This window comes from Nocardioides carbamazepini (genome assembly GCF_024614185.1).
In the GTDB taxonomy this organism is placed as follows: Bacteria; Actinomycetota; Actinomycetes; order Propionibacteriales; family Nocardioidaceae; genus Nocardioides; species Nocardioides carbamazepini.
Genome location: NZ_JAHTLF010000012.1, coordinates 180460 through 206539, shown reverse-complemented (window position 1 = coordinate 206539; position 26080 = coordinate 180460). Strand labels below are relative to the sequence as shown.

The following is a 26080-nucleotide window of genomic DNA, read 5'->3' as shown; positions in this document are numbered from 1 at the left end:
CGCGTGACGACGGTGCTCGAAGGACGCGACCTGGTGCTGGGCTACCAGCGCGCCACGGTGGTGCACGGGGTCTCCGTGCGCCTCGTGCCCGGTCAGGTGACCGCGTTGATCGGTCCCAACGGCAGCGGCAAGTCCACGGTGCTCCGCTCGCTGGCCCGGCTCCATCCGGTCGCCGAGGGGCGGATCACCCTCGACGATGCGGACGCCGCCCCGCTGAGCGCGAAGGAGTTCGCCCGCCGGGTGACCCTGCTGTCCCAGTCGCGGCCGCACCCGTCGGGCCTCGAGGTCCGCGACGTCGTCGCCTTCGGCCGCCATCCCCACCGCGGCCGCTTCGCCGGCGTCACCGACGCCGACCGGGCCGCCGTCGACCATGCCATGGAGGTCACCGGCATCGACGACATGGCCGACCGGCCCGTCGACCAGCTCTCCGGCGGCGAGCTCCAGCGGGTCTGGCTGGCCACCTGCCTGGCGCAGGACACCGCAGTCGTGCTCCTCGACGAGCCGACCAACCATCTCGACCTGCGCTACCAGGTCGAGACCCTCGATCTGGTCCGCGATCTCGCGGACCGGCATGGGACGGCGCTCGGCGTCGTTCTCCACGACCTGAACCATGCCGCCACCGTGGCCGACCAGGTCGTGCTGCTGCACCAGGGCACCGTCCGCGCGGTCGGCGCGCCCGCCGACGTACTCACGGCCGAGCACCTCTCGGCCGTGTACGGACTGCCCATCCGCGCCTTCGTCGACCCGGACACGGGCGCGGTGCGGGTGGAGGCCCAGGGCAGGCACCACCGGCACCGCTCCGGCTGACGCGCCGACCCACCGAACGCCAACCGAACCCCCACCGAACCACAGTGAGGAACCCGATGAAGACCCGACCGATGACCGCTGCCCTGACGCCGGCGCTGGCGCTGCCGCTCGGCCTGCTCCTGGCGGCCTGCGGCACCACCGACACCGGATCCGACGACAAGGCGGCCCCCAAGGCCAACGACTCGGCCGAGTGCTCCGCCGACGAGACCACGACCTCGACCGGGCCGGTGACGCTCACCGACAGCTACGGCCGGACCGTGGAGCTCGACAAGCCCGCCGAGCGCGTGGCCGTGCTCGAGTGGCAGCAGGTCGAGGACGTGCTCACCCTGTGCCTGACCCCCGTCGCGGTCGCCGACGCCGAGGGCTATGCCACGTGGGACACCGCGGAGGAGCTGCCCGATGGCGTCACCGACGTGGGCACGCGCGGCGAGCCGAACCTCGAGACCCTGTTCGGGACCAACCCCGACCTGGTCATCGTCGAGGCCTACACGGCCGAGGACGAGATCCTCAAGCAGCTCGCGAAGTACGACGTCCCGGTGCTCGCCACCAAGGGCGCCGACGCCGCCGACCCGGTGGCCAACATGCTCGGCACCTTCGAGCTGATCGCGCAGGCGACCGGCCGCGAGGAGCGGGCGCAGGTCGTCGTCGACGACTTCAACGCCCACCTGGCCGAGGCGAAGGAGAAGGTCGCGGCCACCGACGCCACGGAGTTCGTCTACTTCGACGGCTGGGTCCAGGGCGGCAACGTCTCGATCCGGCCCTTCGGCCAGGGTTCGCTGATCGGCGAGCTGGGCGAGGCGCTCGGTCTCACCAACGCCTGGACGGGAGAGGTCGACGAGGCCTACGGCCTCGGCCAGACCGACATCGAGGGCATGAGCGAGCTGGGTGACGCCACCTTCTTCTACACCGGAACCGTGGATCCCGAGGGCGACGTGAACGCCACCCTCGCCGAGAACGCCGTCTGGCAGAAGATCCCGGCCGTCGCCGAGGGCCGCAGCCACGCCTTCCCGGCCGGCATCTGGACCTTCGGCGGTCCGCGCTCGGCGGAGCAGATCATCGACGCGTACGTCGACCTCCTGACCAAGTAGGCAGCGTAGGCACGCAGCGATGACCGTCGAGCAGCAGCAGCCCGTCACCGCGGACCGGACCGAGCCGACCGAGGCAAGGCCACGGCTCGGGGCCCCCGGCCTCGCGGGCGCCACCGGCGCGCTGCTGCTGCTCGTCGTCGTCCTGCTGGGGGCGTCGCTGTGGCACCTGACCCAGGGCACGTCGGCGATCGGCGCGGGCGACCTCGTCCGCTGGCTGTTCGGCGACCGTGACGGCTCGGGCCCGGGGGCCGACGCCGGCGACGTCCTGATCGGATCCCGCGTCCCGCGGCTCGCGGCGGGCATCGCCGTCGGCTTCGCCCTCGGCGTGGCGGGTGCCCTCTTCCAGTCGCTGGCCCGCAACGCCCTCGCGTCGCCCGACACCCTCGCCGTCACCGGCGGCGCCTATCTCGCCGTGACCGTCGTGGCCGCCTTCGGCGTCACGGTGCCGATCTGGGCGTCGGGCCTCACCGCCTTCGTCGGCGGCTCGATCGCCGCCTTCCTGGTGCTCGGTCTCGCCGGCGGCGCCGGTACGGCCACGACGCGGCTGGTCCTGGCCGGCTCGGCGGTCGCCCTGGCCCTGCAGGCTGGCACGTCCACGCTGCTGATCCTGTTCCAGGAGGAGACCACCAGCCTGTTCGCCTGGGGGAGCGGCTCGCTCAGCCAGCTGGGCCTGCGCACCTTCCAGCAGGCCGCGCCGGTCGTCGTCGTGTGCACCGGCGCGGCGCTGCTGCTCGCCCGCCGCCTCGACCTGCTCGGCCTGGGCGACGACAGCGCGGCCGTGCTCGGCGTACCGGTCCGCTCGACGCGTGCGGTCGGCACGGTGCTCGCGGTGCTGCTCACCGCGGCGTCGGTGACCCTGGCCGGCCCGATCGGCTTCGTCGGCCTGTTCGCCCCCGTGATCGTGCGCCTGTGCGGCCGGGTGCTGCCGGCGCTGAACCGGCACGCCGTGCTCATCCCCGCGGCGGGACTGACCGGTGCGGTCGTCGTCGTCGCCGCCGATGCCCTCATCCGGGCGATGCTCGGCGCCGACGAGGCGATCTCGATCCCGACCGGCATCACCACCACGCTGATGGGTGCGCTGGTGATGATCGTCCTGGCCCGCCGCAGCCGCGACTCCGGGCCGACCCGGCAGACCGCGGCGGCGCGGGTGCGGGTGGGCAGCCGGGTCCGCTTCCTGGTGGTGCTCGCGGTGGTGGTCGTGGCCACTGTCGCCGTGACCCTGCTCAGCCTGCTCGCCGGCGACACCTGGCTGAAGGCCGGCGACCTCTCTCTGTGGCTGCGGGGGGAGGCCGCGCCGCTCATCCAGTTCGCGCTCGACGAGCGCGCCCCCCGCGTGGCCGCGGCCGTGCTGGGCGGCGCGGCGCTGGCGCTCTCCGGCGCCCTGGTCCAGGCGACCTGCCGCAACCCCCTGGCCGAGCCGGGGATCCTCGGCATCACCGGTGGCGCCGGCGTCGGCGCCGTGGTGGTCGTGACCGGTGCCGGCGTCTCGCAGGCCGCGAGCAACGGCGCGATCCTGGTGGGCGCGGTGACCGGCGCCCTCGTCGCCTTCGCCCTCGTCTACGGCCTCGCCTGGCGGCACGGACTCGACGCCGATCGACTGCTGCTCATCGGCATCGGCACCTGGTACGGCGCCGCGGCGCTCACCACGTTCCTGCTGGTGCGCTCGAACCCCTGGGACACCCCGCGGATCTACACCTGGATGTCGGGGACGACGTACGGTCGCACCTTCGAGCAGGTGCTGCCCGTCGCGGTCGTGCTCGCTCTGGCGCTGCCGCTGGCCTGGCTGGTGCGTCGCGAGCTGGACCTGCTCGCCCTCGACGAGGACACGCCGCGCCTGGTGGGGGTGCGCCTCGAGGCCGTCCGGCTCGTCGTGCTGGTCACGGCGGCCCTGCTCGCCGCGACCAGTGTCGCCGCGGTCGGCGTGGTCGGCTTCGTGGGACTGGTCGCGCCGCACATGGCGCGGGCGCTGGTCGGCGGGCGGCACGCCCGCTCGGTGCCGGTGGCCATCCTCATCGGCGCGGTGCTGCTCGGCGGCGCCGATCTCATCGGCCGGACCGTGATCGCGCCGGCCCAGGTCCCCGCCGGGCTGGTGGTGGCGCTGATCGGCGCGCCGTACTTCGTCTACCTGCTGGCCCGCTCCCGGGCCTGAGTCCCGCTGCCGGGTCAGCCGGCGAAGGGTCGGACGCCCGGCCCCGGTCGGGTGGCGACCTGCCGGGGGTCGGCCAGGTGGTGACCGGCCGCGCACCGCAGCTCGACGTGCACCGGCTCCTCGCAGTCGCGGTGCACGAACACGGTCGGCGGGCCGCCGGGGTCGGCCAGGTGGCGGTCGCCCCAGTGGCTGATCGCGAGCAGGATCGGCTGCAGCTCGAGTCCCTTCGCGGTGAGCCGGTACTCGTGCCGGGTGCGGGCGCCGTCCTCGCGGTAGGGCTCCTTGCGCAGGATGCCCTGCTCGACCAGGGACGTCAGCCGGTTGGTCAACACCTGGCGGGGGATGCCGGCGTGCCGGCGGATGTCGTCGAAGCGGCGTACGCCGAGGAACACCTCGCGCAGCACGACGACCGTCCACCGCTCGCCCAGGATCGCCATCGCCCGGCCGAGCGTGCAGTTGTCGACCGACCAGGCGAGCGCGGGCGGGGAGCTCGGGGGAGCGTCGGTGGTGGTGCTGCTCATCGGGCCAGCATAGGGCGACCCAGGTCTCATTGACAGACTCAGCCTGCGCTGGTCTGATGGCAGCCATGACTGAGTCCGCGACCAAGACCCAGCTCGACGCCGTCGACCCCCTGACCCTCGACGGCTTCGAGCAGCTGCACGCGATGCTCGAGGGCCGGCTCCCGACCGCGCCGATCGCGGAGACCCTGGGGTTCGTGGGCTTCGAGGTGCCCGAGCGTGGGACCGCGATCTTCGAGCTCGACCCCGAGCTGCGCCACTACAACCCGATCGGCAGCGTGCACGGCGGGGTGTTCGCGACCCTCCTCGACTCCGCCTGCGGGTGCGCGGTCCACTCCACGCTCGCGGTCGGCGAGGGCTACACCTCGCTCGACCTGACCGTGAAGTTCCTCAGGCCCGTCACCGTCGACTCCGGTCGGCTGCGCGCCGTCGGGACGGTGCTGCAGCGTGGTCGCCGTACCGCTCTGGCGGAGGCGAAACTGTACGACGGCCGCGGGAAGCTGGCCGCCTACGCCAGCTCCAGCTGCATGATCTTCAGCTAGCGCGACCCGGCGCAGTTTGAACCCCGATTCGCCCTGACCCGGCGCAGATTGAACGGGCAGTCGTTCAACCTGCGCCGGGTGGGCGTCGAATCTTGTTCAATCTGAGCCGGGTCGGCGTCAATCCGAGCTCAATCTGAGCCGGGTCGGCGTCAGGCCAGATCGCCCAGCGCCTCGGCCTGGGCCTCCTCGGGCGAGTGCGGGGCCGGTGCCTCGTCGTGCAGCGCGGTGCTGACGGTGCGCGCCCCGGCGAGCATCACCACGACGCCGACGGCCACGGCGATGCCGCCGAACCAGAACGGCGCCGCCGAGCCCTGGTGCTCGGCCAGCTTGAGCGCGACATACGGTCCGACGGCGCCGCCCGTGAAGCGCACGAACGAGTACGCCGACGACGCGACCGGTCGCTCGACCGGGGCCGCGCCCATGACGGCCTCGGTGACCAGGGTGTTGATGACGCCGAGGAAGGCGCCGGCCACGACGATGCCGACGATCACGACGGCGGCGGTGTCGGCGCCGAGCGCCATCGCGAGCAGGTCGAGCGCGAACAGCGCAAGCGCCCCGACGAGGGCGGGCACGGTGCCGACCCGGCGCCGCACCCACGGCGCGAGCGCGACGGACGCGATCGCGAGCAGCACGCCCCAGCCGAAGAAGATCCAGCCGATCTGCATGATCCCGGCCTCAGGCAGGGCGAACGGTCCGGCGGCGAGCAGCGAGAAGAAGCCGAGGTTGTAGCAGACCGCGACGGCCGCGATCACCGCGAGGGCAGGGTGGGCGAGCGCCTTGAACGGGTCGGCGAGCGTCGTACGACGCGGCGCGGGCGGGGTCGCGGGCAGCAGGACCGCCGTCGCGACGAGTGCGACCGTCATCAGCACGGACACGCCGAAGAACGGGCCGCGCCACGACTGCTCGCCGAGCAGGCCGCCGACGAGGGGGCCGGACGCGATGCCGAGCCCGAGGGCGGCCTCGAACAGGATGATGGCCTGCCCGAGCGAGCCCTTCGACGAGCTCACGATCGTGGAGAGCGCCGTCGCGATGAACAGGGCGTTGCCCAGGCCCCAGCCGGCACGGAAGCCGATCACGGCACCCACCGAGCCGGACATGCCGGCCAGGCCGGCGAAGACGATGATCAGGGCCAGGCCGGTGAGCAGCGTCCGCTTGGCGCCGATCCGGGTCGAGACGACACCGGTGATCAGCATCGCGACGCCCATCACCGCCATGTAGCTGGTGAACAGCAGCGACACCTGGCTCGGCGTCGCCTCGAGCTTGGCGGCGATCTCCTTGAGGATCGGGTCGACCAGGCCGATCCCCATGAACGCGATGACGCAGGCGAAGGCGACCGCCCACACCGCGCGCGGCTGGCGCAGGAACGAGCCGCCGGAGTCGGCGGCGATGGGCGTATGGGTGCCGGAGTCGGCGGTGGCGGTCACGAGTGTCCTTCCGTGGGTTCGAGGACGGCCTGGAGCACGGCCACGGCGGTCGCGAGGTCGTCAGGGGAGAGGTCCGTACGACGGGCGAGGCGCTCGGACACGAGCGCGGCGCTGAGCCGCCGGATGCGCCGCAGCTCGGCGCGGCCGGCGTCGGTGAGGTCGACGAGGCTGCTGCGGGCGTCGGCCGGGTTGGGCGCCTTGGACACCCAGCCCAGCTCGACGAGCTGGCGGATCTGGCCGGTCATCGTCGGCTGCGAGCAGCGGTCGACCTGGGCGAGCGCGGTGATGCCGAGGGGGCTGAGCTCGTCGAGGATCGAGAGCACGCGGGTGCCGGCGCTCGGGGCGTGCTCGCGCCGGACGAGTCGCACCAGCCGGGCGGCGTACACCGTGAGGTCGCTGCTGAGGCCGTCGGTGTCGGGGGTGCTCACATCCGCCAGTCTACATAGGAAACCTATGGAAAAGTCACGGGATGGTGGCGCACCCCACACCGGGATAATGAGCACCATGCCGACCTACGTCGCGTTCCTGCGCGCCATCAACCTCGGGCCGAACCGCAAGTTCCCGAAGGCCGACATCGTCGCGGCCACGGAGGCCGCGGGCGGGACGGACGTCCGCACCCACATCAACACCGGCAACGTGCGGCTCACGATCGGGCTGCGGTCGCGCGCCAAGGTGGAGGCGGCGCTCGAGAACGCCTACGAGGCGCAGACCGGCTTCGCCGTCCCCACCATCGTCTTCACTCCTGCCGAACTGGTCGCGATCGCCGAGGACGCCCGTGCCCTCGGCGCCGAGCGCCCTGACCTCGAGCGCCACTATCTCTACCTGCTCAAGCAGGAACCGGACCCGGCGGCGATCGCCGCGATGGAGCAGCGCGGCGACGACGTCAACACCGTCGTGGTCCGCGGCCGGGTGGCGCACGTGCTGCTCGGGCCGGGGTACGTCGCCGGGGGAGTGGACCCGTACAAGACGGAGAGGGGGCTCGACGTCGTGGCGACCAACCGCAACGTCAACGTCGTCACCACCCTGGCCGAGAAGTGGGCCTGATCGCCTCCTGTGACACCATGGAGTCGTGACAACCGCGAGCCCTGTCGAGGTGGATCCGGGAGTCCAGGAGGACCTCTCCCTCGACGCGACCACGAGACTCGACACCCCCTGGGTGACGATCGTGTGGAACGACCCCGTGAACCTGATGTCCTACGTCACCTTCGTCTTCCAGAAGCACTTCGGCTACGGCAAGAAGAAGGCGGAGAAGCTGATGCACGAGGTCCACGAGGAAGGGAAGTCCGTGGTCAGCACCGGGACCCGCGAGGAGATGGAACGCGACGTCCAGGCCATGCACGAGTACGGCCTGTGGGCCACCCTGTCGAAGGCTGAGTGAGCGCACCATGTCTGGTTTCGTCCGGCATCGCCGGAGCAAGCGCATCCACGCGACCTTCCCGGTCTTCGAGGCGGACCTGCTCCGGTCCCTCGCCGCGCAGATCGTCGAGCTGCTCCACAACGAGTCGGCGATCCCCAGCGCCACCCGCGATCCGCTGGAGCAGATGCTGGACTTCTCGGGTCCGACCACCGAGCCCGAGGACCCGGTCCTGTTGCGGCTGTTCCCCAACGCCTACCGCAACGACGAGGAGTCGGCGGGGGAGTTCCGGCGGTTCACCGAGGGAGCCCTGCGCGACGGCAAGTCCCGCGCCGCCGCGACGATCATCGACGTGCTCGAGGAGGCCGGGCTGCCGACCGAGCCGACCGACGAGGACCTCACGATCGACGTCGAGCTCGACCAGGAGACGGCGCTGGTCTGGATGCGCTCGTTCACCGACCTGCGGCTCGCGCTCGGCACCCGGCTCGGGGTCGAGGAGGGCGACGAGGAGTACTGGTACTCCCTGCCCGACGACGACCCGCGGGCCCAGGCCCACCACATCTACGAGTGGCTGGGCTTCCTGCAGGAGACCCTGGTCCACGCCGTGCGCTGAGCCGGGGATCGCCGCCGGTCACATCAGCCAGCCGGCTTGACCGCCAGGACGGGGCACTGCGCCTCGAGGATGATCCGCTGGGCGACGCTGCCGAGCAGCAGCTTGCCGACCGGGGTCCGGTGCCGGATCCCGACGACGATCAGCGTGGCCTGCTCCTGGTCGGCGGCCGCGATGACCGCGTCGGCGACGTCGTTCACCACGTCGTGGCGTACGACGACCTCGAGCCCGTCGGCGACCAGCCGGTCGCGCAGCGCGGCGATGTCCGCGTCGTGGGCGAACCGGGCGTCGACCAGGCTGCTGCCCAGCGTCGCGTTGACGACGACCAGGCGGGCGCCGTCCTTGCGGGCGAGTCCGGCGGCGTGCTCGAGGGCGGCCTCGCCGTACCGGTCCGCGCTGTAGGCGACCACGATGCTCGCGGGGTGGCTCATCGCTCGATCAGCTCCTTCTCGTCCTGCGGGCTGGGGGCGGGCGGCTCGGCCGGCCTGCGGAGGCCCGCGACGGCCATGGCGACGAGCAGCAGCGCCATGACGGCGTACACGACGACGGCGACCGGCTCGCTCCACAGGGTGCTGACGTCGCCCTGCGAGATCTTCAGTGCGGTCGTCAGCTGCTCCTCGAGCTTGGGGCCGAGGATCACGCCGATGATCAGTGGCAGCACGGGGATCCCGAAGCGGCGCATGAAGAAGCCGAGGATGCCGAGGACCAGCAGCAGCGCCAGGTCGAAGGCCTGGAAGTTCACGCTGTAGGCGCCGAGGGAGGCGAAGAAGAGGATGCCGGCGTAGAGATAGGGCCGGGGGATCCGCAGCAGCCTGGCCCACAGTGGCGCCATGGGCAGGTTGAGGACGAGCAGCAGCGCGTTGGCGACGAACAGGCTCGCCAGCAGGCCCCACACCAGGTCCGGGTGGTCGTCCATCAGGGTCGGGCCGGTCTGGAAGCCGTAGCCCTGCAGCGCGACGAGCATGATCGCGGCGGTCGCCGTGGTCGGCAGGCCGAGGGCGAGCAGCGGCACCAGGGTGCCGGCGGCCGAGGCGTTGTTGGCGGCCTCCGGTCCGGCGACGCCCTCGATCGCGCCCTTGCCGAACTCCTCGGGGTGCTTGGTGAGCCTCTTCTCCGTCGCATAGGACAGGAACGTCGGCAGCTCGGCGCCGCCGGCCGGCAGCGCGCCGAACGGGAACCCGAAGGCGGTGCCGCGCAGCCACGGCTTCCAGGAGCGGCCCCAGTCCTCCTTGCTCATCCAGGGCTGCCCGACGGGGATGATCTCCAGCGGCTTGCGGCGCAGGTGCGCGGCGACCCAGAGGGCCTCGCCGATCGCGAACAGCGCGACCGCGACCACGACGATGTCGATGCCGTCGGCGAGCAGCGGCTCGCCGAAGGTGAGCCGGGCCTGCCCGGTGCTGGTGCCGACCAGGCCGATCGCCAGGCCGAGGAAGAGCGCGATGAACCCGCGCAGCTTGGACGCGCCGAGCACGGCGGTGACGGCGAACAGCGCCAGCATCATCAGCGCGAAGTACGACGGCGAGCCGAGGGTGACCACGATGTCGGCCACCTGCGGGGTGACGATCCACAGCAGCACCGTCGCGATGCTGCCCGCCACGAACGAGCCGATCGCGGCGGTGGCGAGGGCCTGCGCCGCTCGTCCGGCCTTGGCCATCTTGTTGCCCTCGATGGCGGTGATCACCGAGGACGACTCGCCCGGCGTGTTGAGCAGGATCGAGGTGGTCGAGCCGCCGTACATGCCGCCGTAGTAGATGCCGGCGAACATGATGATCGCGCTGTCGGCACCGACGCTGTAGGTCACCGGGAGCAGCAGGGCCAGGGTCATCGCCGGCCCGATGCCGGGGAGTACGCCGACAGCCGTGCCGAGCAGTACGCCGAGCGCGGCGAAGAGCAGGTTCTCCGGGGTGAGGGCGGTCTGGAAGCCGTCGAGCAGCAGGTCCATCAGAGCACACCGTCCAGAATGCCGGCGGGGATGGGGATCCCGAGACCGACGTAGAAGCCGTACCAGCTGCCGAGCGACAGGGCGACGCCGACGGCGATGTCCCGCACCCAGTTGCGGCTGCCGAGCACGGCGGCCGAGCCGGCGAAGAGCAGCGCGCCGGTGATCGCCCAGCCCAGCACGTCGATCAGCGCGATGTTCGCGACCAGCACCAGGGCGAGCAGGCCCACGGTGCGCACGTCGGTGCCCTGGGTCAGGTCGATGTCCTCGCCCTCCTCGGCCTCCGGCCGGTCGCCGCGCGCGGTGGCGACGGCGAGCAGGACGCCGAGGAGCACCAGGACCCCGCCGACGACGTACGGGAGGGTGTAGGGCTGGACCGGCTGGTCGGCGAAGCCGTCCTCCAGGCCCCCGGCGTCGATGAGGACATAGCCTCCGGCGAGCACCAGGAAGGCGGCCAGGCCGTACTGCGCCTTGTCGACGACCCGGCTGCCGGGCTGGCTGCCGGGCTGGCCGCCGGGCTCGGGGATCTCGTGGGTGCTCATGCCAGTCCCAGCTCCTTGAGGGTGTCGGCGACGCGGTCGTCCTGCTCGGCGAGGAAGTCCTCGAACTCCTGGCCGGTGGCGAAGTTGTCGGTCCAGCCGTTGGCCTCGAGGGCCTCGCGCCACTCGGCCGTGTCGTGCATCTCGGTGAGGAGCTCGGTGAGGTACTCCCGCTGTGCGTCGGAGATGCCGGGCGGCGCGAGGACACCGCGCCAGTTGGTGAAGACCAGGTCCACCCCGGCCTCGGTCAGGGTGGGTGCGTCGATCCCCTCGAGCCGCTCGGCGCCGGAGACGGCCAGTACCCGCAGCTTGCCGTCCTCGATCTGGCCCTCGAACTCGCCGAGACCGGACATGCCGACGTCGATCTTGGCGCCGAGGAGCGCGGTCGTGAGCGGGCCGCCGCCGTCGTAGGAGATGTAGTTGACCTTCGTGGGGTCCACCCCGATCGCGTCGGCGAGCTGCATCGGGAACAGGTGGTCCGGGCCGCCGTTGCTGGAGCCGCCGCCGACGGCGAGGCCGCCCGGGTCCTCGCGCCACGCGTCGACCAGGTCGTCGATCGTCTCGAACGGCGAGTCGGCGGGCACGAGGATGCCCTCCTGCTCCTCGACCAGCCGGGCGATCGGCGTCATCTTGAGCGGGGTGGCTCCGGACCTGTTGGTGTAGACGGCGCCGACCACCCCGAGCCCCATCAGCATCATGAGGTCGTCGGCGCCCTTCTCGTTGACCAGCCGCTGCATCGCGACCGTGCCGCTCGCGCCCTGCACGTTGGTGATCTCGAAGCGGCCGGTGAGGTCGTTGTCCTCCATGGCCCGGGCCGCCGCCCGGCCGGTGAGGTCGTAGCCGCCGCCGACGCTGTTGGGGATCATCATCCGCAGCCGCCGATTGCTCGGGTCGTCCGAGCCGCGGGTGACCCCGCAGCCGCTGACGACCGCGGCGAGCGCCAGGGCGAGGAGGAGCGCGACGAGCGTGCGTCCTGGGCGATGCATGGGAACCTCCGGATCGGGTGGTGACCGCTGTCACGTGCGATCCGTGCCAGCATGTCGGTGGCTGTGGCGGGCGTCACGCTTGCGGACGCAAAGGAGGTTGTGGTCGTTGTGGTCACGCCGATCAGGCGGTTGAACTGGCGCCGCGGCGAGCTGACGCTGGCGGCGAAGGTGCTGCTCCTGCAGCTCGTCGTGATCGTGGTGCTGCTCGTCGCGGTCGGCGTGCTGAGCATCCGCCAGTCCAACGCCGACTTCGCCGACGAGCGGGGCGCGCAGATGCGCTCCGTGGCGGAGTACGTCGCCGTGCAGGACTTCGTCCGGACCGGGCTCGAGGACGTGCGCGGCGGCGCCGAGCTGTGGCAGGTCACGGCCGACCTCACGTCGTACGCCGAGCGGGGGGTGCGTCTCTCGGGTGCGACCGACGTCCTCGTCGTCGGTCCCGACGGCACCGTCCTCGCGGCCACCGACGCCAGCCGGGTGGGCGAGCGGGCCGACCTCGGCGGCGACGAGGTGGCGGCCGGCCGGGGCGGGACGACCGACGTCGACGCGGGGGGCGAGCGCCGGGTGGCCGCCTACGCGCCCGTCATCGCGGACGCTCCCGGGGACAATGGCGCCGTCGGTGCCATCGTCGCCGAGGCCGCCTATCCGTCCCTGGGCGACCAGCTCGCCGAGGCGGTGCCCGAGCTGGGCCTCTTCCTGGGGCTGGGCGCGGTGCTCGGCCTCGTCGGTACCGGGCTGGTCGCGCGCGTCGTCCGGCGCTCCACGCGCGGCCTCGGCACCACCGAGCTCACGCACCTGGCCGACCACCGCGAGGCGCTCCTGCACGCCATCCGGGAGGGTGTCGTCGGCGTCGGCACCGACGGCCGGGTGACGGTGATGAACGACGCGGCCCGCGCCACCCTCGGCCTCGACGGCGTGCCGGACCCGGTCGGCCGAAGGGTCGACGACCTCGGCCTGGACCCGCATGTCGTGGCACTGCTGACCGGCGCGGGCGCCCCGGACTCCGAGCAGGTACGCGACGCGCTCGCGCTGGTCGGCACCCGGGTCGTCGTGTTCAACCGCGGCGACGCCTCCGCGGAGGGCCGCGGGATCGGCACCGTCACGACCCTGCGGGACCGCACCGAGCTCGTCTCGCTGCAGAGCCAGCTCAGCTCGAACCTGTCGATCACCGACACCCTGCGCGCGCAGACCCACGAGTTCGACAACCGGCTGCACACGATCTCCGGGCTGGTCCAGCTGGGGGAGTACGACGAGGTCGCCGCCCTCGTCGGCACGCTGACCCGGCATCGGGCGGACGTGGGGGAGCGCGTGGCGCGGCGGCTCGCGGACCCCGCGGTGGCCGCGCTCGTGGTCGCCAAGCACGCCGTCGCCGAGGAGCGCGGCGTCGTGCTCGAGCTCGACCCCGGCTCGCGCCTGCCCGCGCTCGCGCCCGACGCGAGTGCCGACCTGACGACGGTCCTCGGCAATCTCGTCGACAACGCGGTCGACGCCTGCGCCGGGCGGCCGGGCGCGCTGGTCGAGGTCTGGGTGCTCGCCGACGACCTCTCCGTCCAGGTCCGGGTCCGCGACAACGGCTCCGGCATTCCCGACGACCTGCGCGACGCCATCTTCGTGCGCGGCTTCTCCACCAAGGAGGAGGTGCTCGGCGGTCGCGGCATCGGGCTGCCCCTGGTCCGGCTCATCTGCGTGCAGCGCGGCGGCGAGGTGGTCGTGGACGACGCGGACCCGTCGCTCGGAGGAGACAGGCCGGGGGCCGGAGGAGACGGGGGAGGCGGCGCCGAGTTCCGTGTCGTGCTCCCCATCGGTCCCGTCGTCGGTCAGGATGGGCGACCGTGAGCCGGGTGTTGCGCGTCCTCGTCGTCGACGACGACTTCATGGTCGCGCGCATCCACGGCCGGTTCGTCGAGCAGACCGACGGCTTCGAGGTCGCCGGCACCGCCCGCACCGGCGCCGAGGCCCTGGAGCTCGCCGCCACCCTGCGGCCGGATCTGGTGCTGCTCGACGTACACCTGCCCGACCTCTCCGGACTCGAGGTCCTCGAGGGACTGCGCGGCCAGTCCCGGGAGCAGGGCCGCGATGTCGCGGTGGTCATGGTCACCGCCGAGCGCGGTGCCGCCGCCGTGCGTGCCGCCCTCCACGGCGGCGCTCTGCAGTACCTCGTCAAGCCCTTCGAGTACGACGACCTGGCCGACCGCCTGCGCCGGGTCGCGGCCACGCTCGCCACCTTGCCGGGCAGCGGCGGCGAGCGCGAGGAGGAGGTCGACCAGGCCACGATCGACCGGGCGTTCGGGGCGGGGCGCCCCGCTGACCCGCCGCCGGGCCTGCCCAAGGGACTGAGCCCGGAGACGGCTGAGCTCGTGCTGCGGGCCGCTCGTGCCGCCGGCGAGATCTCGGCGTCGGAGACGGCCGAGGCCGTGGGCCTCTCCCGGGTCACGGCACGGCGCTATCTCGAGCACTTCGTCGACATCGGCACTGCCGAGGTGCGGCTGCGGTACGGCGGCACCGGACGCCCGGAGCGGCGGTACCGGGTCAAGGCTTAGGCTTGGCTTCGTGACCGCGATCGACGATCGTCCCGAGCCACCGACCCAGCCACCGACGCAGCCGGCGGCCCTGCGGGCCACCATGGCCGGCGACACCCAGGGCTTCTGGGAACGTCTCGCGCTCGGACTGTTCATCGCCGTGCCCTTCATCGCCTTCCTCGCCGCCGTCCCGGTCGCGTGGGGCGGGTGGCTCGGCTGGAGCGACGTCGCGATCACCTTCGTGATGTACGGCCTGACCCTGCACGGAGTGACCGTCGGCTACCACCGGCTCTTCACCCACAAGTCCTTCAAGCCCAACCGGGCCGTGAAGATCACCCTGGCGGTCCTCGGCTCGATGGCGATCGAGGGCCCGGTGATCCGCTGGGTCGCCGACCACCGCAAGCACCACAAGTACTCCGACCGTGACGGCGATCCGCACTCCCCGTGGCGCTACGGCAACAGCCTGCGCGGCCTGACCAAGGGCTTCGTCTGGGCGCACGTCGGCTGGCTGTTCGATCCCGAGCAGACCCCGATCGACAAGTACGCCCCCGACCTGGCCAAGGACCGCGACCTGATCCGGATCTCCCGGCTGTTCTGGCTGTGGGTGCTCACCTCGATCCTCCTCCCACCGCTGCTCGGCTTCCTGCTCACCTGGTCGTGGCAGGGCGCGCTGACGGCGTTCTTCTGGGGCACGGTGGTCCGGATCGGCCTGATCCACCACGTCACCTGGTCGATCAACTCCATCTGCCATACGCTCGGCGAGCGCCCCTTCGCGTCGCGCGACTTCTCGGGCAACGTGTGGTGGCTGGCGATCCCGTCGGGTGGCGAGTCCTGGCACAACCTCCACCACGCCGACCCGACGTCCGCGCGCCACGGCGTGCAGCGCTTCCAGTTCGACACCTCCGCCCGGATCATCTGGGTGCTGGAGAAGCTCGGCTGGGTGCGCGACGTCCGCTGGCCCACGCCGGAGCGGATCCGGGCGAAGTCGGTCACGCCCGCCGGCTGAGTGGCGGAATGACTCGTCAGTAATCGTTGCGGTTTGGGACCAAACCGCAACGATTCGGGTCTGCGGCATGGGGTTTGTGCCCAATCGCCGCCGCTGCCGTGGCCGCCCTTCGGGCCGATGCCGGCCGAGCCCGCGCGACGCCCTACGCTTGACCGCGTGTTGCGCATCGATCAGGCGACGTACGACGCCATCGTGGAGCATGCCCGGCGGGACCACCCGGTCGAGGCGTGCGGGATGGTCGCGGGCCCCCTCGGCAGCGACCGGCCCGTGCGGCTGATCGAGATGGTCAACGCTGCGGGCAGCCCCACCTTCTACGAGTACGACTCGACGGACCTGCTGCGTCTCTACCGCGAGCTCGACGACCGCGACGAGGAGCCGGTGGTGATCTACCACTCCCACACCGCGACCGAGGCATACCCGAGCGTCACCGACATCAACCTGGCGAGCGAGCCCGGCGCGCACTACGTGCTGGTCAGCACGCAGGAGCACGGGAATAACGCGGGCCCCGTGGAGTTCAGGTCCTACAGAATCATCGACGGCGTGGTGACCGAGGAAGAGGTCACGATCGCCGCGGCAGTCGACACCAATGACGCAGCAGAGGAGCACAGCTGACATGGCCATCGAGGTCCGGATCCCGACCATCCTGCGCACCTACACGGGTGGCGAGAAGGCGGTCAACGCCGACAGCGCCGGTGCGGGCACGCTGAGCGCGCTGATCGACTCCCTCGAGGCCAACCACCCCGGCATCAAGGACCGCCTGATCGACGGCGAGGACCTGCGCCGGTTCGTGAACATCTACATCAACGACGAGGACGTTCGCTTCATCGGCAGCCTCGAGGCAGCGCTCTCCGACGGCGACCAGGTCGTCATCCTGCCGGCGGTCGCCGGCGGCGCGCGCTGATCGCCCGCTGAGCCCATGACGCGCTACGACAGCCTGCTCGCCTCCGTCGGCAACACGCCGCTGGTCGGGCTCCCGCGGCTGTCGGCGCCGTTCAACACCGCGGGCTCGCCGGACGGTCGCGGGATCCGGATCTGGGCCAAGCTCGAGGACCGCAACCCGACCGGCTCGATCAAGGATCGCCCGGCCCTGCGGATGATCGAGGAGGCGGAGAAGGACGGCATCCTGCGTCCCGGCTGCACGATCCTCGAGCCCACCTCGGGCAACACCGGCATCTCGATCGCGATGGCGGCCAAGCTCAAGGGCTACCGCACCGTCTTCGTGATGCCGGAGAACACCTCCGAGGAGCGGCGCCAGCTGCTGCGGATGTGGGGCGCCGAGATCGTGTCCTCGCCGGCCGCCGGCGGCTCCAACGAGGCGGTCCGCGTGGCCAAGCAGATCGCGGCGGAGCACCCCGACTGGGTGATGCTCTACCAGTACGGCAACGCCGCCAACGCGCTCGCGCACGAGGAGGGCACCGGCCCCGAGATCCTCGCTGACCTGCCCTCGATCACGCACTTCGTCGCTGGCCTGGGCACCACGGGCACGCTGATGGGTGTCTCCCGCTTCTTCCGTCGCGCGAAGCCCGACGTGCGCATCGTCGCCGCGGAGCCGCGCTACGGCGAGCTCGTCTACGGCCTGCGCAACCTCGACGAGGGCTTCGTTCCCGAGCTGTACGACGCGGAGCTGATCGACAGCCGCTTCTCGGTCGGCCCGCGCGACGCCGTACGCCGGGTCCGGGAGCTGCTCGAGCTCGAGGGCATCTTCGCCGGCATCTCCACCGGCGCGATCCTGCACGCCGCGCTCGGCCAGGCCGCGAAGGCGGCGAAGGCCGGGGAGGCCGCCGACATCGCGTTCGTCGTCGCCGACGGTGGCTGGAAGTACCTCTCCACCGGTGCCTATGAGGGCACCGTCGACGAGGCCGAGGACCGGCTCGAGGGCCAGCTCTGGGCATGAGATCACCCCACGGCGTTCTTGTCCTCCGCTTCGCTCCCCCGAACAACGCCACGGGACCCCGATTCCTCAGCCGGATGATGGTTCCTAGAGCGCTCATCGGGCTCCTGCTGGCACTCTCCGCCGCGCTGGCGTTCCCGGCGGCTCCCGCGGCCGCCGATGACCTGCCGCCGCTCGCCCAGGTCCAGCCGCCGTCGTACGACGGCGCCCGGAAGTATGGCCGCACCCTGAAGGCCGACCCCGGCACCTGGGCGCCGGCACCCGAGCGGATCGGCTACCAGTGGCTGCGCGACGGGGTCCCGATCTCCGGCGAGGTGAGCCGCCGGCACGAGATCGTGCCCGAGGACGTCGGCCACCGGCTCGACCTGGTGGTCGTCGTCGGCGCGACCGGGTACGCCGACACCGCCGTCCAGGTGCGGGTGGGTCGGGTCAAGCATCGGGTCGGCGTGCGTCGTACCGTCCGCTACAGCGTCCGTACCCGCGGCGCGGTCGGCGGCGTCGACGTCGCCGACTTCCGCCGTCTCGCCCAGGAGACCTACGACGACCCGCGCGGCTGGCGGGCGCGGGGCGTCCGCTTCCGGCAGGTGAAGCACGGCGGCGCGTTCACGCTGTGGCTCTCCCAGGCGCGGCTGGTGCCGTCGTTCTCGGGCTCCTGCAGCGCGACCTGGTCGTGCCGGGTCGGCCGCAACGTGATCATCAACGTGGACCGCTGGCGCGACGCGTCACCGGCGTGGAACGGCGCCGGCCGCTCGCTGCGCGACTACCGGCACATGGTCGTCAATCACGAGACCGGGCACTGGCTCGGCCGCGGTCACGCCTCCTGCCCGCGCCGGGGTGCGCTCGCGCCGGTGATGATGCAGCAGTCCAAGGGGACCCAGGGCTGTCGCTTCAACCCCTGGCCCACGCCGCGCGAGCTCGGCCGCTGACCTGGTGTGAGAGACGCCGACGGGCGGAGCCCGCCAGGTCCTCACGTCCAGGCGGGTCCAGGTCACTTCCAGGTCAGGTCCTGGGCGTGGTTCCACAGGCTGTCGGGCACGGGCCCGACGCCGAGGATGTCGAGGCTGACGTTGGCGACCTCGCCGTTGCGGATCGGCTGCGGGACGGCCCCGAAGCCGGGGCGGGCGCGACCCGGCTTGGCGCGGTCGGGGTTGAGCTTGTAGAGCTCCGTGTTCGGCACCCCGGCGCCGGGGCCCCAGAAGGCGAACGCGACCCGGTAGTTCTCGCGGTTGGTCTTGATCGCGTGGTTCCGCGTGCCGGGGATGCCGCCGTGGTCGGAGGTGAGCACGACGACCGTGTTGCTGCGCAGCGCCGGCGTGGACTCGATCTGGGCCATGATCTTGCCGACGATCCGGTCGACCTTCGAGACCGCCTTCAGGTAGGTCGCGGACATCCAGCCGTGGTCATGCCCGACCTGATCGGGCTTGCCGAGGTGGAGGAACGAGAACGACGCCGGGTCGGTGGCGAGGTCGGAGCGCAGCGCCTTCGCGACGGCACCGTCCTTCTCGACCTGGATCACGTTGGGCTCGATGGCGGCCGGCCAGGACCGCTCGAACAGCCAGAACTTCGACTTGGTCGCGTAGACCGCGGTGGTGCCGCCGGCCGCCCGGACCTGGGAGAACACCGAGTCGACGTCGTGACCGGCGGCCTGCTGCACCGTCTTGGTCACGGTGTCGTCGTTCCAGGTGACGCCGTGTCCGCCCTTGGCCGCCTTGATCCGGCGGCCGGTGACCATGCTGGTGTGGTTGGGCAGGGTGACCGTCATCTCGAGCTGGGTGCGGGCGTTCAGGGTGCCGGCGCCCTCGTCCTTGATGAGTCGGTGCAGGTTCGGCGTGCCGGTCCGGCCGAGCCTCTTCAGCGCACGGGGGTTGAGGCCGTCGACCGAGATCGCGACGACGTGCTTGTTGTTGACCGTGTCGCGACCGGGGTCGGCACGGTCGGCCGTGGCGGGCCCGGATCCGGGGAGCCCGAAGCCGGCCACGACGGCGGCGATGGCAACGGCCAGGGCAGCAGGACGACGCAGGATGATCACCGGACGAGCCTACGTCGCCGGCACGCCGGGGACGTGATCTCGGTCCCGGAATGCCGACCGGGGCCACTACGACGCCGTAGTCTGACCGGGTGCGGCACCTGGACCACCCCGACCTCGACGCGCCGATCGGGATCTTCGACTCCGGCTTCGGGGGCCTCACGGTCGCGCGGTCGGTCATCGACCAGCTGCCGCACGAGTCGATCACCTATGTCGGCGACACGGCGCGCCAGCCCTACGGCCCCAAGCCGATCGGCGAGGTCCGCGAGTACGCCCTCGAGTGCCTCGACCACCTCGTCGCGCAGGGGGTGAAGGCCCTCGTCATCGCCTGCAACTCCGCCAGCGCCGCGATGCTGCGCGACGCCCGCGAGCGGTACGACGTCCCCGTGGTCGAGGTGATCTACCCGGCCACCCGGCGCGCGGTGGCCGCCACCCGCAACGGCCGGATCGGCGTGATCTGCACCCGCTCGACCGCCGAGTCGATGGCCTACGACGACGCCTTCGCCGCGGCGCCCCAGATCTCCCTCACCACGCGGGCCTGCCCGCGCTTCGTCGACTACGTGGAGGCGGGGGTGACCGGTGGTGACGAGCTCATCGCCGTCGCCCACGAGTACCTCGACCCGCTCACCGAGCTCGGCATCGACACCCTGATCCTCGGCTGCACCCACTACCCGCTCCTGACCGGCGTCATCTCCTACGTGATGGGCGACGACGTCACGCTGGTCAGCAGCGCGGAGGAGTGCGCCAAGGACGTCTACCGGATGCTGGCCGACACCGGCCTCATGCGGCCGACCGGCGCGCCGTCGTACTCTTTCGCGACGACCGGCTCGCCGGCGGAGTTCGAGACGATCGGGCAGCGGTTCCTCGGACCCGAGCTCGTCGCGGCAGGTCAGTTCGCAGGGGGTGTGCGTTGACGGGTGACAGCAACGATGCCGAGATGGCGCCGGAGACGACGGCGCTGCGGGTGCCGCCCGCCGACAATTCCGTGAAGGTGACGATCGTCGGCTGTTCGGGCTCCTACCCGGGTCCGGACTCGCCGGCCAGCTGCTACCTCGTGCAGGCCACCGACGCGCTGCGCACCTGGAGCCTGGTGCTCGACATGGGCAACGGCGCGCTCGGCGCCCTGCAGCGCTACGTCGACCCGCTCCAGGTGGACGCCGTCTTCATCAGCCACCTGCATGCCGACCACTGCGTCGACATGACCAGCTACTACGTGCTGCGCAAGTACCACCCCACCGGTACCCAGCCGAAGATCCCCGTCTGGGGCCCGAAGGGCACCGCCAAGCGACTGGCCAAGGCCTACGACCTGCCCCGCAAGCCCGGCATGGAGGAGGAGTTCTCCTTCCGCGTCTACGGCGACCCGGTCGACATCGGTCCGTTCCGCGTCGAGCCCTACGAGGTCGACCATCCCGTCCCGGCGTACGGCCTGCGCGTCTCCGCCTTCGGCAAGGTCCTGGCCTACAGCGGCGACACCGGCCCCACCCCGGCATTGATGGACATCGCGGCCGACGCCGACCTCTTCCTCTGCGAGGCGTCCTTCCGCGACTGCGACGACAACCCCCCGAACCTGCACCTCACCGGCGTCGAGGCCGGCGAGGTGGCGACCAAGGCCGCCGTCAAGCGCCTCGTCGTCACCCACGTCCCGCCCTGGCACGACGCGCAGACGATGCTCGCCGAGGCCGCGGGGGCGTACGACGGGCCGACCGAGCTGGCCGCGCAGGGCACCGTCTACGAGCTGTGAGGTGGACGACGCCACCGGGCGAGCTCCAGGAGTCGCTGGCGAAGGCCGAGGAGCCGAGGAAGCGACGAGAGCCCGGCTCGGGCCGGTGATCGATCCGCGCCGCCGGCCGCGTGACCGGTCAGGCGACCACGACATCCGCGTTGCTGTGGCCCGAGGCGCCACGGCGCAGGCGAGCGTCGCAGGTGACCAGGGTGGCATCGAGGCTCTCGGCCAGCGCCAGGTAGGTCGCGTCGTAGGCGGTGAGGTTGTCGCGCAGCGACCAGATCCGGGGGAGCAGGTCGTCGACCGCCCATCGACGCGCGGGGAACACGGCGAGGTCCTCCAACGCGGCGGCGGCCCGCGATGCGGTGATCTGATCGCTGCGTGCCCAGCCGCGCAGGACCGAGGCCGTCTCGACCACGGCGAGATGCGGGAGGTGCAGGTCGCCTGCATGGCCCGCGAGGCGCTCGTCGATCGCGGCGGCTCGCGGGGTGTTCATGACGAGCTCCGCGAGGGCCGAGGCGTCGAGGACTGCCGTCACCGCTCGCGCTCGGCCTGCAGGACGTCGGCCGCGCTGGTGGCGGGTGCCGTCGCACCCCGGAGCCGAACCCGGTCGCGCCACTCTTCGTAGGTCGGTCGGGAGGCCGTCCGTTCGAGCTCCTCGCGGACGTAGTCGGACAGGCTCATGCCCCGGCGAGCCGCGCGCTCCTTGAGGACGCGACGCAGGTCGTCGGAGACGTTGCGGACCTGGAGGGTGGACATGCATTCCAGTCTAGCCGCATGCAATACGCATGCCGCGTCCCTGCGATGAACTCAGTCCGGAACGGACGCGAGCCGTTGCTGGCCCCAGCCGAACCGGGTCTCGCACACCCAGTCCTCCAGGTCGCTCGAGAGCTGATGGATCTCGGCCTCCCAATCCCGGTACGGCTCCGGCCCCCAGATCTCCTTCTGGAACACCTCGTCGTCGATCGCCACGACCGTCAGCCGCAGGGCGACCCACCCGGGCTCAGGCAGGTCGAAGTGGTGCGCGCGGGGAGTGACCCACTCGAGCCGCACCTCGCAGAGCTCGGCCGGGCTCAGCAGGCTCGCGACCAAGCCGTGCAGGCGTCGCTCCACGCGCTCGGGGCTCTCCGGCCAGGGGAACGGAAGGGGCACCCGCGTCAGTCAACAGCACCCGCGTTCGGGTGGCCATCCCTATTCGGGCGGGTGACCCGCGTCCCTGATCGTCAACGCGATCTGGACCCGGTTGGTGGTCTCCAGCTTCTCGAACAGCTTCGACACATGCCCCTTGACGGTCGGTACCGACAGGTGGAGCTCGGCGGCGATCTCGGCGTTGGAGAGACCGCGCCCGACGGCGCCGGCAACGTCGAGCTCGCGCTCGGTCAGGCGGTCGAGGCGGCGCTGGGCGTCGGCGGCGCGGCCGTCGCCGGAGCCGGTGCGGACCCGCTCGATCAGGGTGCGGGTGACGGACGGGGAGAGCATGGGGTCGCCGTCGGCCACCTTGCGGAGGGCGGCGACGATCTCCGGCGGTGCCGTGTCCTTGAGCAGGAAGCCGTCCGCCCCGGCCGCGAGGGCGCCCACGACGTAGTCGTCGGCGTCGAACGTCGTCAGCACGATCACGTGGGGCGGACACGGGTCGGCGTGCAGGATCCGGGTCGCCGCGAGGCCGTCGAGGACGGGCATCCGGATGTCCATGAGGACCACGTCAGGCCTGAGCTCGCGGGCGAGGGCGATGCCGGCGCGGCCGTCCGCGGCCTCGCCGACGACCGCGATGTCGGCCTGGCCTCCGAGCATCAGGGTCAGCGCGGAGCGCACCAGCGGGTCGTCGTCGACGACGACGACGCGGATCTGCTCGCTCGCCTGGTCCGTCATGGTGTCTCCTCGTGGCCGGGTTCCTGCTCGGCCGCCCACGGTAGCCAGGCGTGCAGGACGAAGACGTCGGCCCCCGGGGTGTCGGGGCACCGCTCGATGCGGTGCTCGAGGGTGCCGCCGCGCAGCTCGGCCCGCTCGGTGAGGCCGACCAGGCCGAGGCCGGCGCCGGGGGTCCGAGTGGGGCCGAAGCCGAGGGCGTTGACCAGCACGACGTCGACCCCGTCGGCCGGCGAGCCGCTGACCCGGATCCGCAGCGTGGCCGCGGGCGCGTGCTTGGCGGCGTTGGTGATGCCCTCCTGCACGATCCGGTACACGGTGCGGCCGACGATGTCAGGCAGCGCGCCATCGGCAGCCACCAGCTCGTCGTCGTACTCGATGGCGGTGCCGGCCTGCCGGGCGTCCGCGATGAGTGCCTCGAGGTCCCGGTGGGTCGGCTGCGGCCCCGTCAGCGGGCCGGTGCCCTCGGTGCCGTTGGTGTCGCGAAGCACGCCGAGCACCTCGCGCAGGTCGTTGAGGGCCTCGTGGGCCTTGGCCTGGATGACCGCGACGCTGCTGCGCATCTCGTCGGCGGAAAGGTCTTCGCGGTAGGTGAGAGCGCCGGCGTGCATGGAGATCTGGGAGATCCGGTGGGCGAGCACGTCGTGCATCTCGCGGGCGATCCTGGCCCGTTCGGTCGACCGGGCCTGGGTGGCGCGCAGGTCGCGGTCCGCCTCGGCGGTCTCGGCGCGCTGGCGCAGCGTCCACACCAGCTCGCGACGCGAGCCGATGAACATGCCCCACGCCATGATCGCCAGCACCACTGCCACGGTGACTGTGACGTTCACCCACCACGGATCGACCGTCTCGCTCGGCTGGACGGCGTAGTAGATGAGGCTGACCACGACGTTGAGGACGCCGGCGACGATCACCTGCCACCACCGGCGCCGCGTGGCCAGCGACACCGTCGCGAGCGTCGCCGGCCCCGCGGAAAGTGAGCTGACCGGCGCCACGAGCAGGGTGAGGATCGCGATGGTGAACGGCCACCGCCGGCGGAAGGCGACAAGCACGAAGGCGAGCAGGCCGACCACGAGATCGACCCAGAACAGCACCGGGCTGCGGTCGAGCTGCGCGTCCATGATCGGTGTCCACACCAGCAGGCCGATGGCGGCGGCGAGGAGGTAGCGCCAGACCTGGCTGTACCAGCGCAGGGGAGGCTGGTAGTCGTCGGGCGTGGGCGCGTCCATGGGTCGAGGCTAGGACCTGCGGGCGGGTGGCGGGCAGCGCCCCGGGACCGGAGCGACACCTACTTTGGTCGGGGCGACTCGCGACGCGGGTTCGATGTGCGCGGGCGTCGGGTCGGGCAGGCTGGAGCCATGATCACAGTCGATCGACTCACCAAGACCTACGGCGCGTACACCGCCGTGGACGACGTCAGCTTCGCCTGCCAGCCCGGCCGGGTGACCGGCTTCCTCGGTCCCAACGGTGCCGGCAAGACGACCACCATGCGGGTGATGGTCGGCCTCACCCTGCCGACCCGTGGCCAGATCACCATCGGTGGCCTGCAGTACCACGACATCCCGAACCCGGGCCGTCACGTCGGCACGCTGCTCGACGCGTCGGCGCAGCACGTCGGACGCTCCGGCCGGGAGATCCTCTCCATCGCCGCGCAGACGATGGGCCTGCCGAAGACCCGGGTCGACGAGATGCTCGCCCTGGTCGGGCTCAACGACGACGAGGCCGGTCGCCGCCTGCGCAACTACTCCCTGGGCATGAAGCAGCGCCTCGGCATCGCCCACGCGCTGCTCGGCGACCCCTCGGTCCTCATCCTCGACGAGCCCGCCAACGGTCTCGACCCGGCCGGCATCCGCTGGATGCGCGGCCTGCTCAAGGGGTACGCCGACCGCGGCGGCACGGTGCTGCTGTCCAGCCACCTGCTGCACGAGGTCGAGCAGATCGCCGACGAGATGATCCTCATCGGGCGGGGCAAGATCGTCGCCCAGGGCGACCGCGACACCCTGCTCGCCGGGGCCAACGGCACGCCGGTCACCATGGTGATCTCGCTCGACAACACCGCGCTCGGCGCGGCGCTGACCCATGCCGGTCACGCCGTGGAGCCCGCCGGCGCGGGCCTCAAGGTGCAGGCGAGCCCGGAGCAGGTCGGTCGCGCCGCCCTGACCGCGGGCGTCGTCCTCACCGACCTCCGGTCCGGCGGCGCCGGCCTGGAGGACCTGTTCCTCGAGCTGACCTCGGCCGACGCCCGCGAGGCCGTCGCCGGCGTCGGCGCCCCGACCACCGGAGGTATCCCGGCATGAGCACTACCGCAGCCCCCACCCTCGACGTCTCCGGTACGCCGCGGACGCCGCTCTCCCGGCTGGTCGGGGTCGAGGTCCGCAAGGCTATCGACACCCGCGCCGGCTTCTGGTTCGCGACCTCGATCGTGGGCCTGGTCCTCGTCGTCCTGCTGATCTACACCCTCGCCGCGCCCGACAGCGACAAGAACTTCGAGGACCTGCTCGGCGTCGGTGGCGGTGTGCTCGGCTACTTCCTGCCGATCCTGGTCATCATGCTGGTCACGAGCGAGCAGTCGCAGCGCAACGGCCTGGTCACCTTCACGCTGGAGCCCCAGCGCTCGCGGGTGGTGGTGGCCAAGTTCCTGGCCGGAGTCAGCCTGGCCGCCACGGTGATGGTGCTCGCCGCACTGCTGGCCGTCGTCTTCACCGGGATCGCCGCCGCGACCGGCGCCTCGCCCGAGTGGTCGGTCGACGGCAACCTGCTGTTCAACGGCTTCGTGCTGGCCAACCTGATCGGCATCCTCGTCGGCTTCGCCATCGCGACGCTGCTGATGAACACCCCGGCGGGCATCGTCGCCTACTTCGTCTACGCCCTGATCCTGCCGACCGCGGTCGGCATCCTCAGCGAGCTGAGCTCCGGATTCGAGAAGATCGCGCCCTGGATCGAGTTCAACACCGCCCAGATGCCGCTGTTCACCGGCGACTACCAGCCCTCGGGCGAGGAGTGGGCGCAGATCGCGACCTCCGGGGTCATCTGGCTGGTGATCCCGCTGGTCTTCGGCGTGATGCGTCTGCTGCGCATCGAGTTCAAGTGATCGACTAG

31 protein-coding genes are annotated in these 26080 nt (G+C 71.9%); 18 read left to right on the top strand and 13 right to left on the bottom strand.

The window, feature by feature from the left end; all coding sequences use genetic code 11:
* Nucleotides 1-3: 3 nt before the first annotated feature.
* Genes KVF89_RS06465 through KVF89_RS06455 form a run of 3 tightly spaced genes read left to right on the top strand, consistent with a single transcriptional unit; the run spans nt 4 to nt 4044 of the window.
* On the top strand, nt 4-807 hold the full coding sequence (locus KVF89_RS06465) for an ABC transporter ATP-binding protein (protein ID WP_257424403.1): 804 nt from the start codon (nt 4-6) through the stop codon (nt 805-807).
* Nucleotides 808-863: 56 nt separating this feature from the next.
* The gene (locus KVF89_RS06460; protein WP_257424402.1) at nt 864-1895 is read left to right on the top strand and encodes an iron-siderophore ABC transporter substrate-binding protein; all 1032 of its coding nucleotides are present in this window, start codon (nt 864-866) and stop codon (nt 1893-1895) included.
* Between the two features lie 19 nt (nt 1896-1914).
* The gene (locus KVF89_RS06455) at nt 1915-4044 is read left to right on the top strand and encodes an iron ABC transporter permease (RefSeq protein ID WP_257424401.1); all 2130 of its coding nucleotides are present in this window, start codon (nt 1915-1917) and stop codon (nt 4042-4044) included.
* 14 nt (nt 4045-4058) lie between these two features.
* Here the strand turns inward: KVF89_RS06455 and KVF89_RS06450 are convergent, their stop codons facing one another.
* Nucleotides 4059-4565: a winged helix-turn-helix transcriptional regulator gene (locus KVF89_RS06450; RefSeq protein WP_257424400.1), complete on the bottom strand. Its 507-nt coding sequence runs from the start codon at nt 4563-4565 to the stop codon at nt 4059-4061.
* Between the two features lie 65 nt (nt 4566-4630).
* On the opposite strand from KVF89_RS06450, the gene KVF89_RS06445 reads away from it, so the two are divergent.
* Complete coding sequence (locus KVF89_RS06445; protein ID WP_257424399.1) at nt 4631-5104, top strand: PaaI family thioesterase; 474 nt, start codon at nt 4631-4633, stop codon at nt 5102-5104.
* A gap of 149 nt (nt 5105-5253) precedes the next feature.
* Here KVF89_RS06445 and KVF89_RS06440 read toward each other — a convergent pair whose 3' ends face one another.
* Nucleotides 5254-6528, bottom strand: a complete 1275-nt coding sequence (locus KVF89_RS06440; protein ID WP_257424398.1) for an MFS transporter — start codon at nt 6526-6528, stop codon at nt 5254-5256.
* Nucleotides 6525-6956, bottom strand: coding sequence for a MarR family winged helix-turn-helix transcriptional regulator (locus KVF89_RS06435; RefSeq protein ID WP_257424397.1), 432 nt, complete (start codon nt 6954-6956; stop codon nt 6525-6527). Before KVF89_RS06435 ends, KVF89_RS06440 begins: the two co-directional genes overlap by 4 nt.
* A 76-nt stretch (nt 6957-7032) precedes the next feature.
* Between KVF89_RS06435 and KVF89_RS06430 the strand changes: the two genes are divergently transcribed.
* The 3 genes from KVF89_RS06430 to KVF89_RS06420 are packed head-to-tail and all read left to right on the top strand — an operon-like array spanning nt 7033 to nt 8495.
* Nucleotides 7033-7572: a DUF1697 domain-containing protein gene (locus KVF89_RS06430; RefSeq protein WP_257424396.1), complete on the top strand. Its 540-nt coding sequence runs from the start codon at nt 7033-7035 to the stop codon at nt 7570-7572.
* Between the two features lie 49 nt (nt 7573-7621).
* Nucleotides 7622-7906 carry an ATP-dependent Clp protease adapter ClpS gene (gene clpS, locus KVF89_RS06425; protein ID WP_257424492.1) on the top strand — a complete coding sequence of 95 codons (285 nt, stop codon included), beginning with the start codon at nt 7622-7624 and terminating at the stop codon, nt 7904-7906.
* Nucleotides 7907-7913: 7 nt separating this feature from the next.
* On the top strand, nt 7914-8495 hold the full coding sequence (locus KVF89_RS06420) for a DUF2017 domain-containing protein (RefSeq protein WP_257424395.1): 582 nt from the start codon (nt 7914-7916) through the stop codon (nt 8493-8495).
* 23 nt (nt 8496-8518) lie between these two features.
* Here the strand turns inward: KVF89_RS06420 and KVF89_RS06415 are convergent, their stop codons facing one another.
* Genes KVF89_RS06415 through KVF89_RS06400 form a run of 4 tightly spaced genes read right to left on the bottom strand, consistent with a single transcriptional unit; the run spans nt 8519 to nt 11956 of the window.
* Nucleotides 8519-8923, bottom strand: a complete 405-nt coding sequence (locus KVF89_RS06415; protein ID WP_257424393.1) for a universal stress protein — start codon at nt 8921-8923, stop codon at nt 8519-8521.
* Nucleotides 8920-10434: a tripartite tricarboxylate transporter permease gene (locus KVF89_RS06410; protein WP_257424389.1), complete on the bottom strand. Its 1515-nt coding sequence runs from the start codon at nt 10432-10434 to the stop codon at nt 8920-8922. The genes KVF89_RS06415 and KVF89_RS06410 overlap by 4 nt, the downstream gene beginning before the upstream one ends.
* Nucleotides 10434-10973 carry a tripartite tricarboxylate transporter TctB family protein gene (locus tag KVF89_RS06405; protein WP_257424388.1) on the bottom strand — a complete coding sequence of 180 codons (540 nt, stop codon included), beginning with the start codon at nt 10971-10973 and terminating at the stop codon, nt 10434-10436. The genes KVF89_RS06410 and KVF89_RS06405 overlap by 1 nt, the downstream gene beginning before the upstream one ends.
* Nucleotides 10970-11956 (bottom strand): Bug family tripartite tricarboxylate transporter substrate binding protein, encoded by a 987-nt coding sequence (locus KVF89_RS06400; protein WP_257424386.1) that lies wholly within the window; start codon nt 11954-11956, stop codon nt 10970-10972. The genes KVF89_RS06405 and KVF89_RS06400 overlap by 4 nt, the downstream gene beginning before the upstream one ends.
* Before the next feature lie 108 nt (nt 11957-12064).
* Here KVF89_RS06400 and KVF89_RS06395 point away from each other — a divergent pair, with 108 nt between their 5' ends.
* The 7 genes from KVF89_RS06395 (at nt 12065) to KVF89_RS06365 (ending at nt 18295) form a co-directional block, all read left to right on the top strand.
* Nucleotides 12065-13789: a sensor histidine kinase gene (locus KVF89_RS06395; RefSeq protein ID WP_257424384.1), complete on the top strand. Its 1725-nt coding sequence runs from the start codon at nt 12065-12067 to the stop codon at nt 13787-13789.
* Complete coding sequence (locus KVF89_RS06390; protein WP_257424382.1) at nt 13786-14493, top strand: response regulator; 708 nt, start codon at nt 13786-13788, stop codon at nt 14491-14493. Before KVF89_RS06395 ends, KVF89_RS06390 begins: the two co-directional genes overlap by 4 nt.
* A gap of 10 nt (nt 14494-14503) precedes the next feature.
* Nucleotides 14504-15478 (top strand): acyl-CoA desaturase, encoded by a 975-nt coding sequence (locus tag KVF89_RS06385; RefSeq protein ID WP_257424380.1) that lies wholly within the window; start codon nt 14504-14506, stop codon nt 15476-15478.
* 156 nt (nt 15479-15634) lie between these two features.
* Complete coding sequence (locus KVF89_RS06380; protein WP_257424379.1) at nt 15635-16090, top strand: M67 family metallopeptidase; 456 nt, start codon at nt 15635-15637, stop codon at nt 16088-16090.
* 1 nt (nt 16091) lies between these two features.
* Nucleotides 16092-16379: a MoaD/ThiS family protein gene (locus KVF89_RS06375; RefSeq protein WP_257424378.1), complete on the top strand. Its 288-nt coding sequence runs from the start codon at nt 16092-16094 to the stop codon at nt 16377-16379.
* Nucleotides 16380-16394: 15 nt separating this feature from the next.
* Nucleotides 16395-17372 (top strand): PLP-dependent cysteine synthase family protein, encoded by a 978-nt coding sequence (locus KVF89_RS06370; protein ID WP_257424376.1) that lies wholly within the window; start codon nt 16395-16397, stop codon nt 17370-17372.
* A 74-nt stretch (nt 17373-17446) separates the two neighbouring features.
* Nucleotides 17447-18295: a DUF3152 domain-containing protein gene (locus KVF89_RS06365; protein WP_257424374.1), complete on the top strand. Its 849-nt coding sequence runs from the start codon at nt 17447-17449 to the stop codon at nt 18293-18295.
* 62 nt (nt 18296-18357) lie between these two features.
* On the opposite strand, the gene KVF89_RS06360 is transcribed toward KVF89_RS06365, so the two are convergent.
* The gene (locus tag KVF89_RS06360; protein ID WP_257424372.1) at nt 18358-19398 is read right to left on the bottom strand and encodes an alkaline phosphatase family protein; all 1041 of its coding nucleotides are present in this window, start codon (nt 19396-19398) and stop codon (nt 18358-18360) included.
* Between the two features lie 89 nt (nt 19399-19487).
* Here KVF89_RS06360 and murI point away from each other — a divergent pair, with 89 nt between their 5' ends.
* Both murI and KVF89_RS06350 read left to right on the top strand, forming a co-directional pair.
* Nucleotides 19488-20309, top strand: a complete 822-nt coding sequence (murI, locus tag KVF89_RS06355) for a glutamate racemase (protein ID WP_372497865.1) — start codon at nt 19488-19490, stop codon at nt 20307-20309.
* Between the two features lie 23 nt (nt 20310-20332).
* Nucleotides 20333-21136 (top strand): MBL fold metallo-hydrolase, encoded by an 804-nt coding sequence (locus tag KVF89_RS06350; protein ID WP_257424370.1) that lies wholly within the window; start codon nt 20333-20335, stop codon nt 21134-21136.
* Between the two features lie 118 nt (nt 21137-21254).
* Here KVF89_RS06350 and KVF89_RS06345 read toward each other — a convergent pair whose 3' ends face one another.
* From KVF89_RS06345 to KVF89_RS06325, 5 genes are read right to left on the bottom strand one after another with little or no spacing between them, the layout of a single operon-like run.
* Nucleotides 21255-21656, bottom strand: a complete 402-nt coding sequence (locus tag KVF89_RS06345; RefSeq protein ID WP_257424368.1) for a type II toxin-antitoxin system VapC family toxin — start codon at nt 21654-21656, stop codon at nt 21255-21257.
* Entirely contained in the window at nt 21653-21877 is a 225-nt protein-coding gene (locus tag KVF89_RS06340) for a FitA-like ribbon-helix-helix domain-containing protein (protein ID WP_257424367.1), read from the bottom strand. The genes KVF89_RS06345 and KVF89_RS06340 overlap by 4 nt, the downstream gene beginning before the upstream one ends.
* 51 nt (nt 21878-21928) lie before the next feature.
* The gene (locus KVF89_RS06335) at nt 21929-22270 is read right to left on the bottom strand and encodes a hypothetical protein (protein ID WP_257424365.1); all 342 of its coding nucleotides are present in this window, start codon (nt 22268-22270) and stop codon (nt 21929-21931) included.
* A gap of 39 nt (nt 22271-22309) precedes the next feature.
* Nucleotides 22310-22987, bottom strand: coding sequence for a response regulator (locus KVF89_RS06330; protein ID WP_257424363.1), 678 nt, complete (start codon nt 22985-22987; stop codon nt 22310-22312).
* Entirely contained in the window at nt 22984-24210 is a 1227-nt protein-coding gene (locus tag KVF89_RS06325; protein WP_257424361.1) for a sensor histidine kinase, read from the bottom strand. The genes KVF89_RS06330 and KVF89_RS06325 overlap by 4 nt, the downstream gene beginning before the upstream one ends.
* A gap of 129 nt (nt 24211-24339) precedes the next feature.
* Here KVF89_RS06325 and KVF89_RS06320 point away from each other — a divergent pair, with 129 nt between their 5' ends.
* The gene (locus KVF89_RS06320) at nt 24340-25278 is read left to right on the top strand and encodes an ABC transporter ATP-binding protein (RefSeq protein WP_257424360.1); all 939 of its coding nucleotides are present in this window, start codon (nt 24340-24342) and stop codon (nt 25276-25278) included.
* Complete coding sequence (locus KVF89_RS06315; protein WP_257424358.1) at nt 25275-26072, top strand: ABC transporter permease; 798 nt, start codon at nt 25275-25277, stop codon at nt 26070-26072. Before KVF89_RS06320 ends, KVF89_RS06315 begins: the two co-directional genes overlap by 4 nt.
* Nucleotides 26073-26080 lie beyond the last annotated feature (8 nt).

Coding starts and splice junctions, on each gene's coding strand:
- KVF89_RS06375 (WP_257424378.1), top strand. CDS start 16,092: ATGGCCATCGAGGTCCGGATCCCGACCATCCTGCGCACCTACACGGGT.
- KVF89_RS06350 (WP_257424370.1), top strand. CDS start 20,333: ATGGCGCCGGAGACGACGGCGCTGCGGGTGCCGCCCGCCGACAATTCC.
- KVF89_RS06420 (WP_257424395.1), top strand. CDS start 7,914: ATGTCTGGTTTCGTCCGGCATCGCCGGAGCAAGCGCATCCACGCGACC.
- KVF89_RS06455 (WP_257424401.1), top strand. CDS start 1,915: ATGACCGTCGAGCAGCAGCAGCCCGTCACCGCGGACCGGACCGAGCCG.
- KVF89_RS06325 (WP_257424361.1), bottom strand. CDS start 24,210: ATGGACGCGCCCACGCCCGACGACTACCAGCCTCCCCTGCGCTGGTAC.
- KVF89_RS06445 (WP_257424399.1), top strand. CDS start 4,631: ATGACTGAGTCCGCGACCAAGACCCAGCTCGACGCCGTCGACCCCCTG.
- KVF89_RS06405 (WP_257424388.1), bottom strand. CDS start 10,973: ATGAGCACCCACGAGATCCCCGAGCCCGGCGGCCAGCCCGGCAGCCAG.
- KVF89_RS06415 (WP_257424393.1), bottom strand. CDS start 8,923: ATGAGCCACCCCGCGAGCATCGTGGTCGCCTACAGCGCGGACCGGTAC.
- KVF89_RS06410 (WP_257424389.1), bottom strand. CDS start 10,434: ATGGACCTGCTGCTCGACGGCTTCCAGACCGCCCTCACCCCGGAGAAC.
- KVF89_RS06370 (WP_257424376.1), top strand. CDS start 16,395: ATGACGCGCTACGACAGCCTGCTCGCCTCCGTCGGCAACACGCCGCTG.
- KVF89_RS06340 (WP_257424367.1), bottom strand. CDS start 21,877: ATGTCCACCCTCCAGGTCCGCAACGTCTCCGACGACCTGCGTCGCGTC.
- KVF89_RS06320 (WP_257424360.1), top strand. CDS start 24,340: ATGATCACAGTCGATCGACTCACCAAGACCTACGGCGCGTACACCGCC.
- KVF89_RS06400 (WP_257424386.1), bottom strand. CDS start 11,956: ATGCATCGCCCAGGACGCACGCTCGTCGCGCTCCTCCTCGCCCTGGCG.
- KVF89_RS06450 (WP_257424400.1), bottom strand. CDS start 4,565: ATGAGCAGCACCACCACCGACGCTCCCCCGAGCTCCCCGCCCGCGCTC.
- KVF89_RS06315 (WP_257424358.1), top strand. CDS start 25,275: ATGAGCACTACCGCAGCCCCCACCCTCGACGTCTCCGGTACGCCGCGG.
- KVF89_RS06330 (WP_257424363.1), bottom strand. CDS start 22,987: ATGACGGACCAGGCGAGCGAGCAGATCCGCGTCGTCGTCGTCGACGAC.
- KVF89_RS06430 (WP_257424396.1), top strand. CDS start 7,033: ATGCCGACCTACGTCGCGTTCCTGCGCGCCATCAACCTCGGGCCGAAC.
- KVF89_RS06460 (WP_257424402.1), top strand. CDS start 864: ATGAAGACCCGACCGATGACCGCTGCCCTGACGCCGGCGCTGGCGCTG.
- KVF89_RS06365 (WP_257424374.1), top strand. CDS start 17,447: ATGATGGTTCCTAGAGCGCTCATCGGGCTCCTGCTGGCACTCTCCGCC.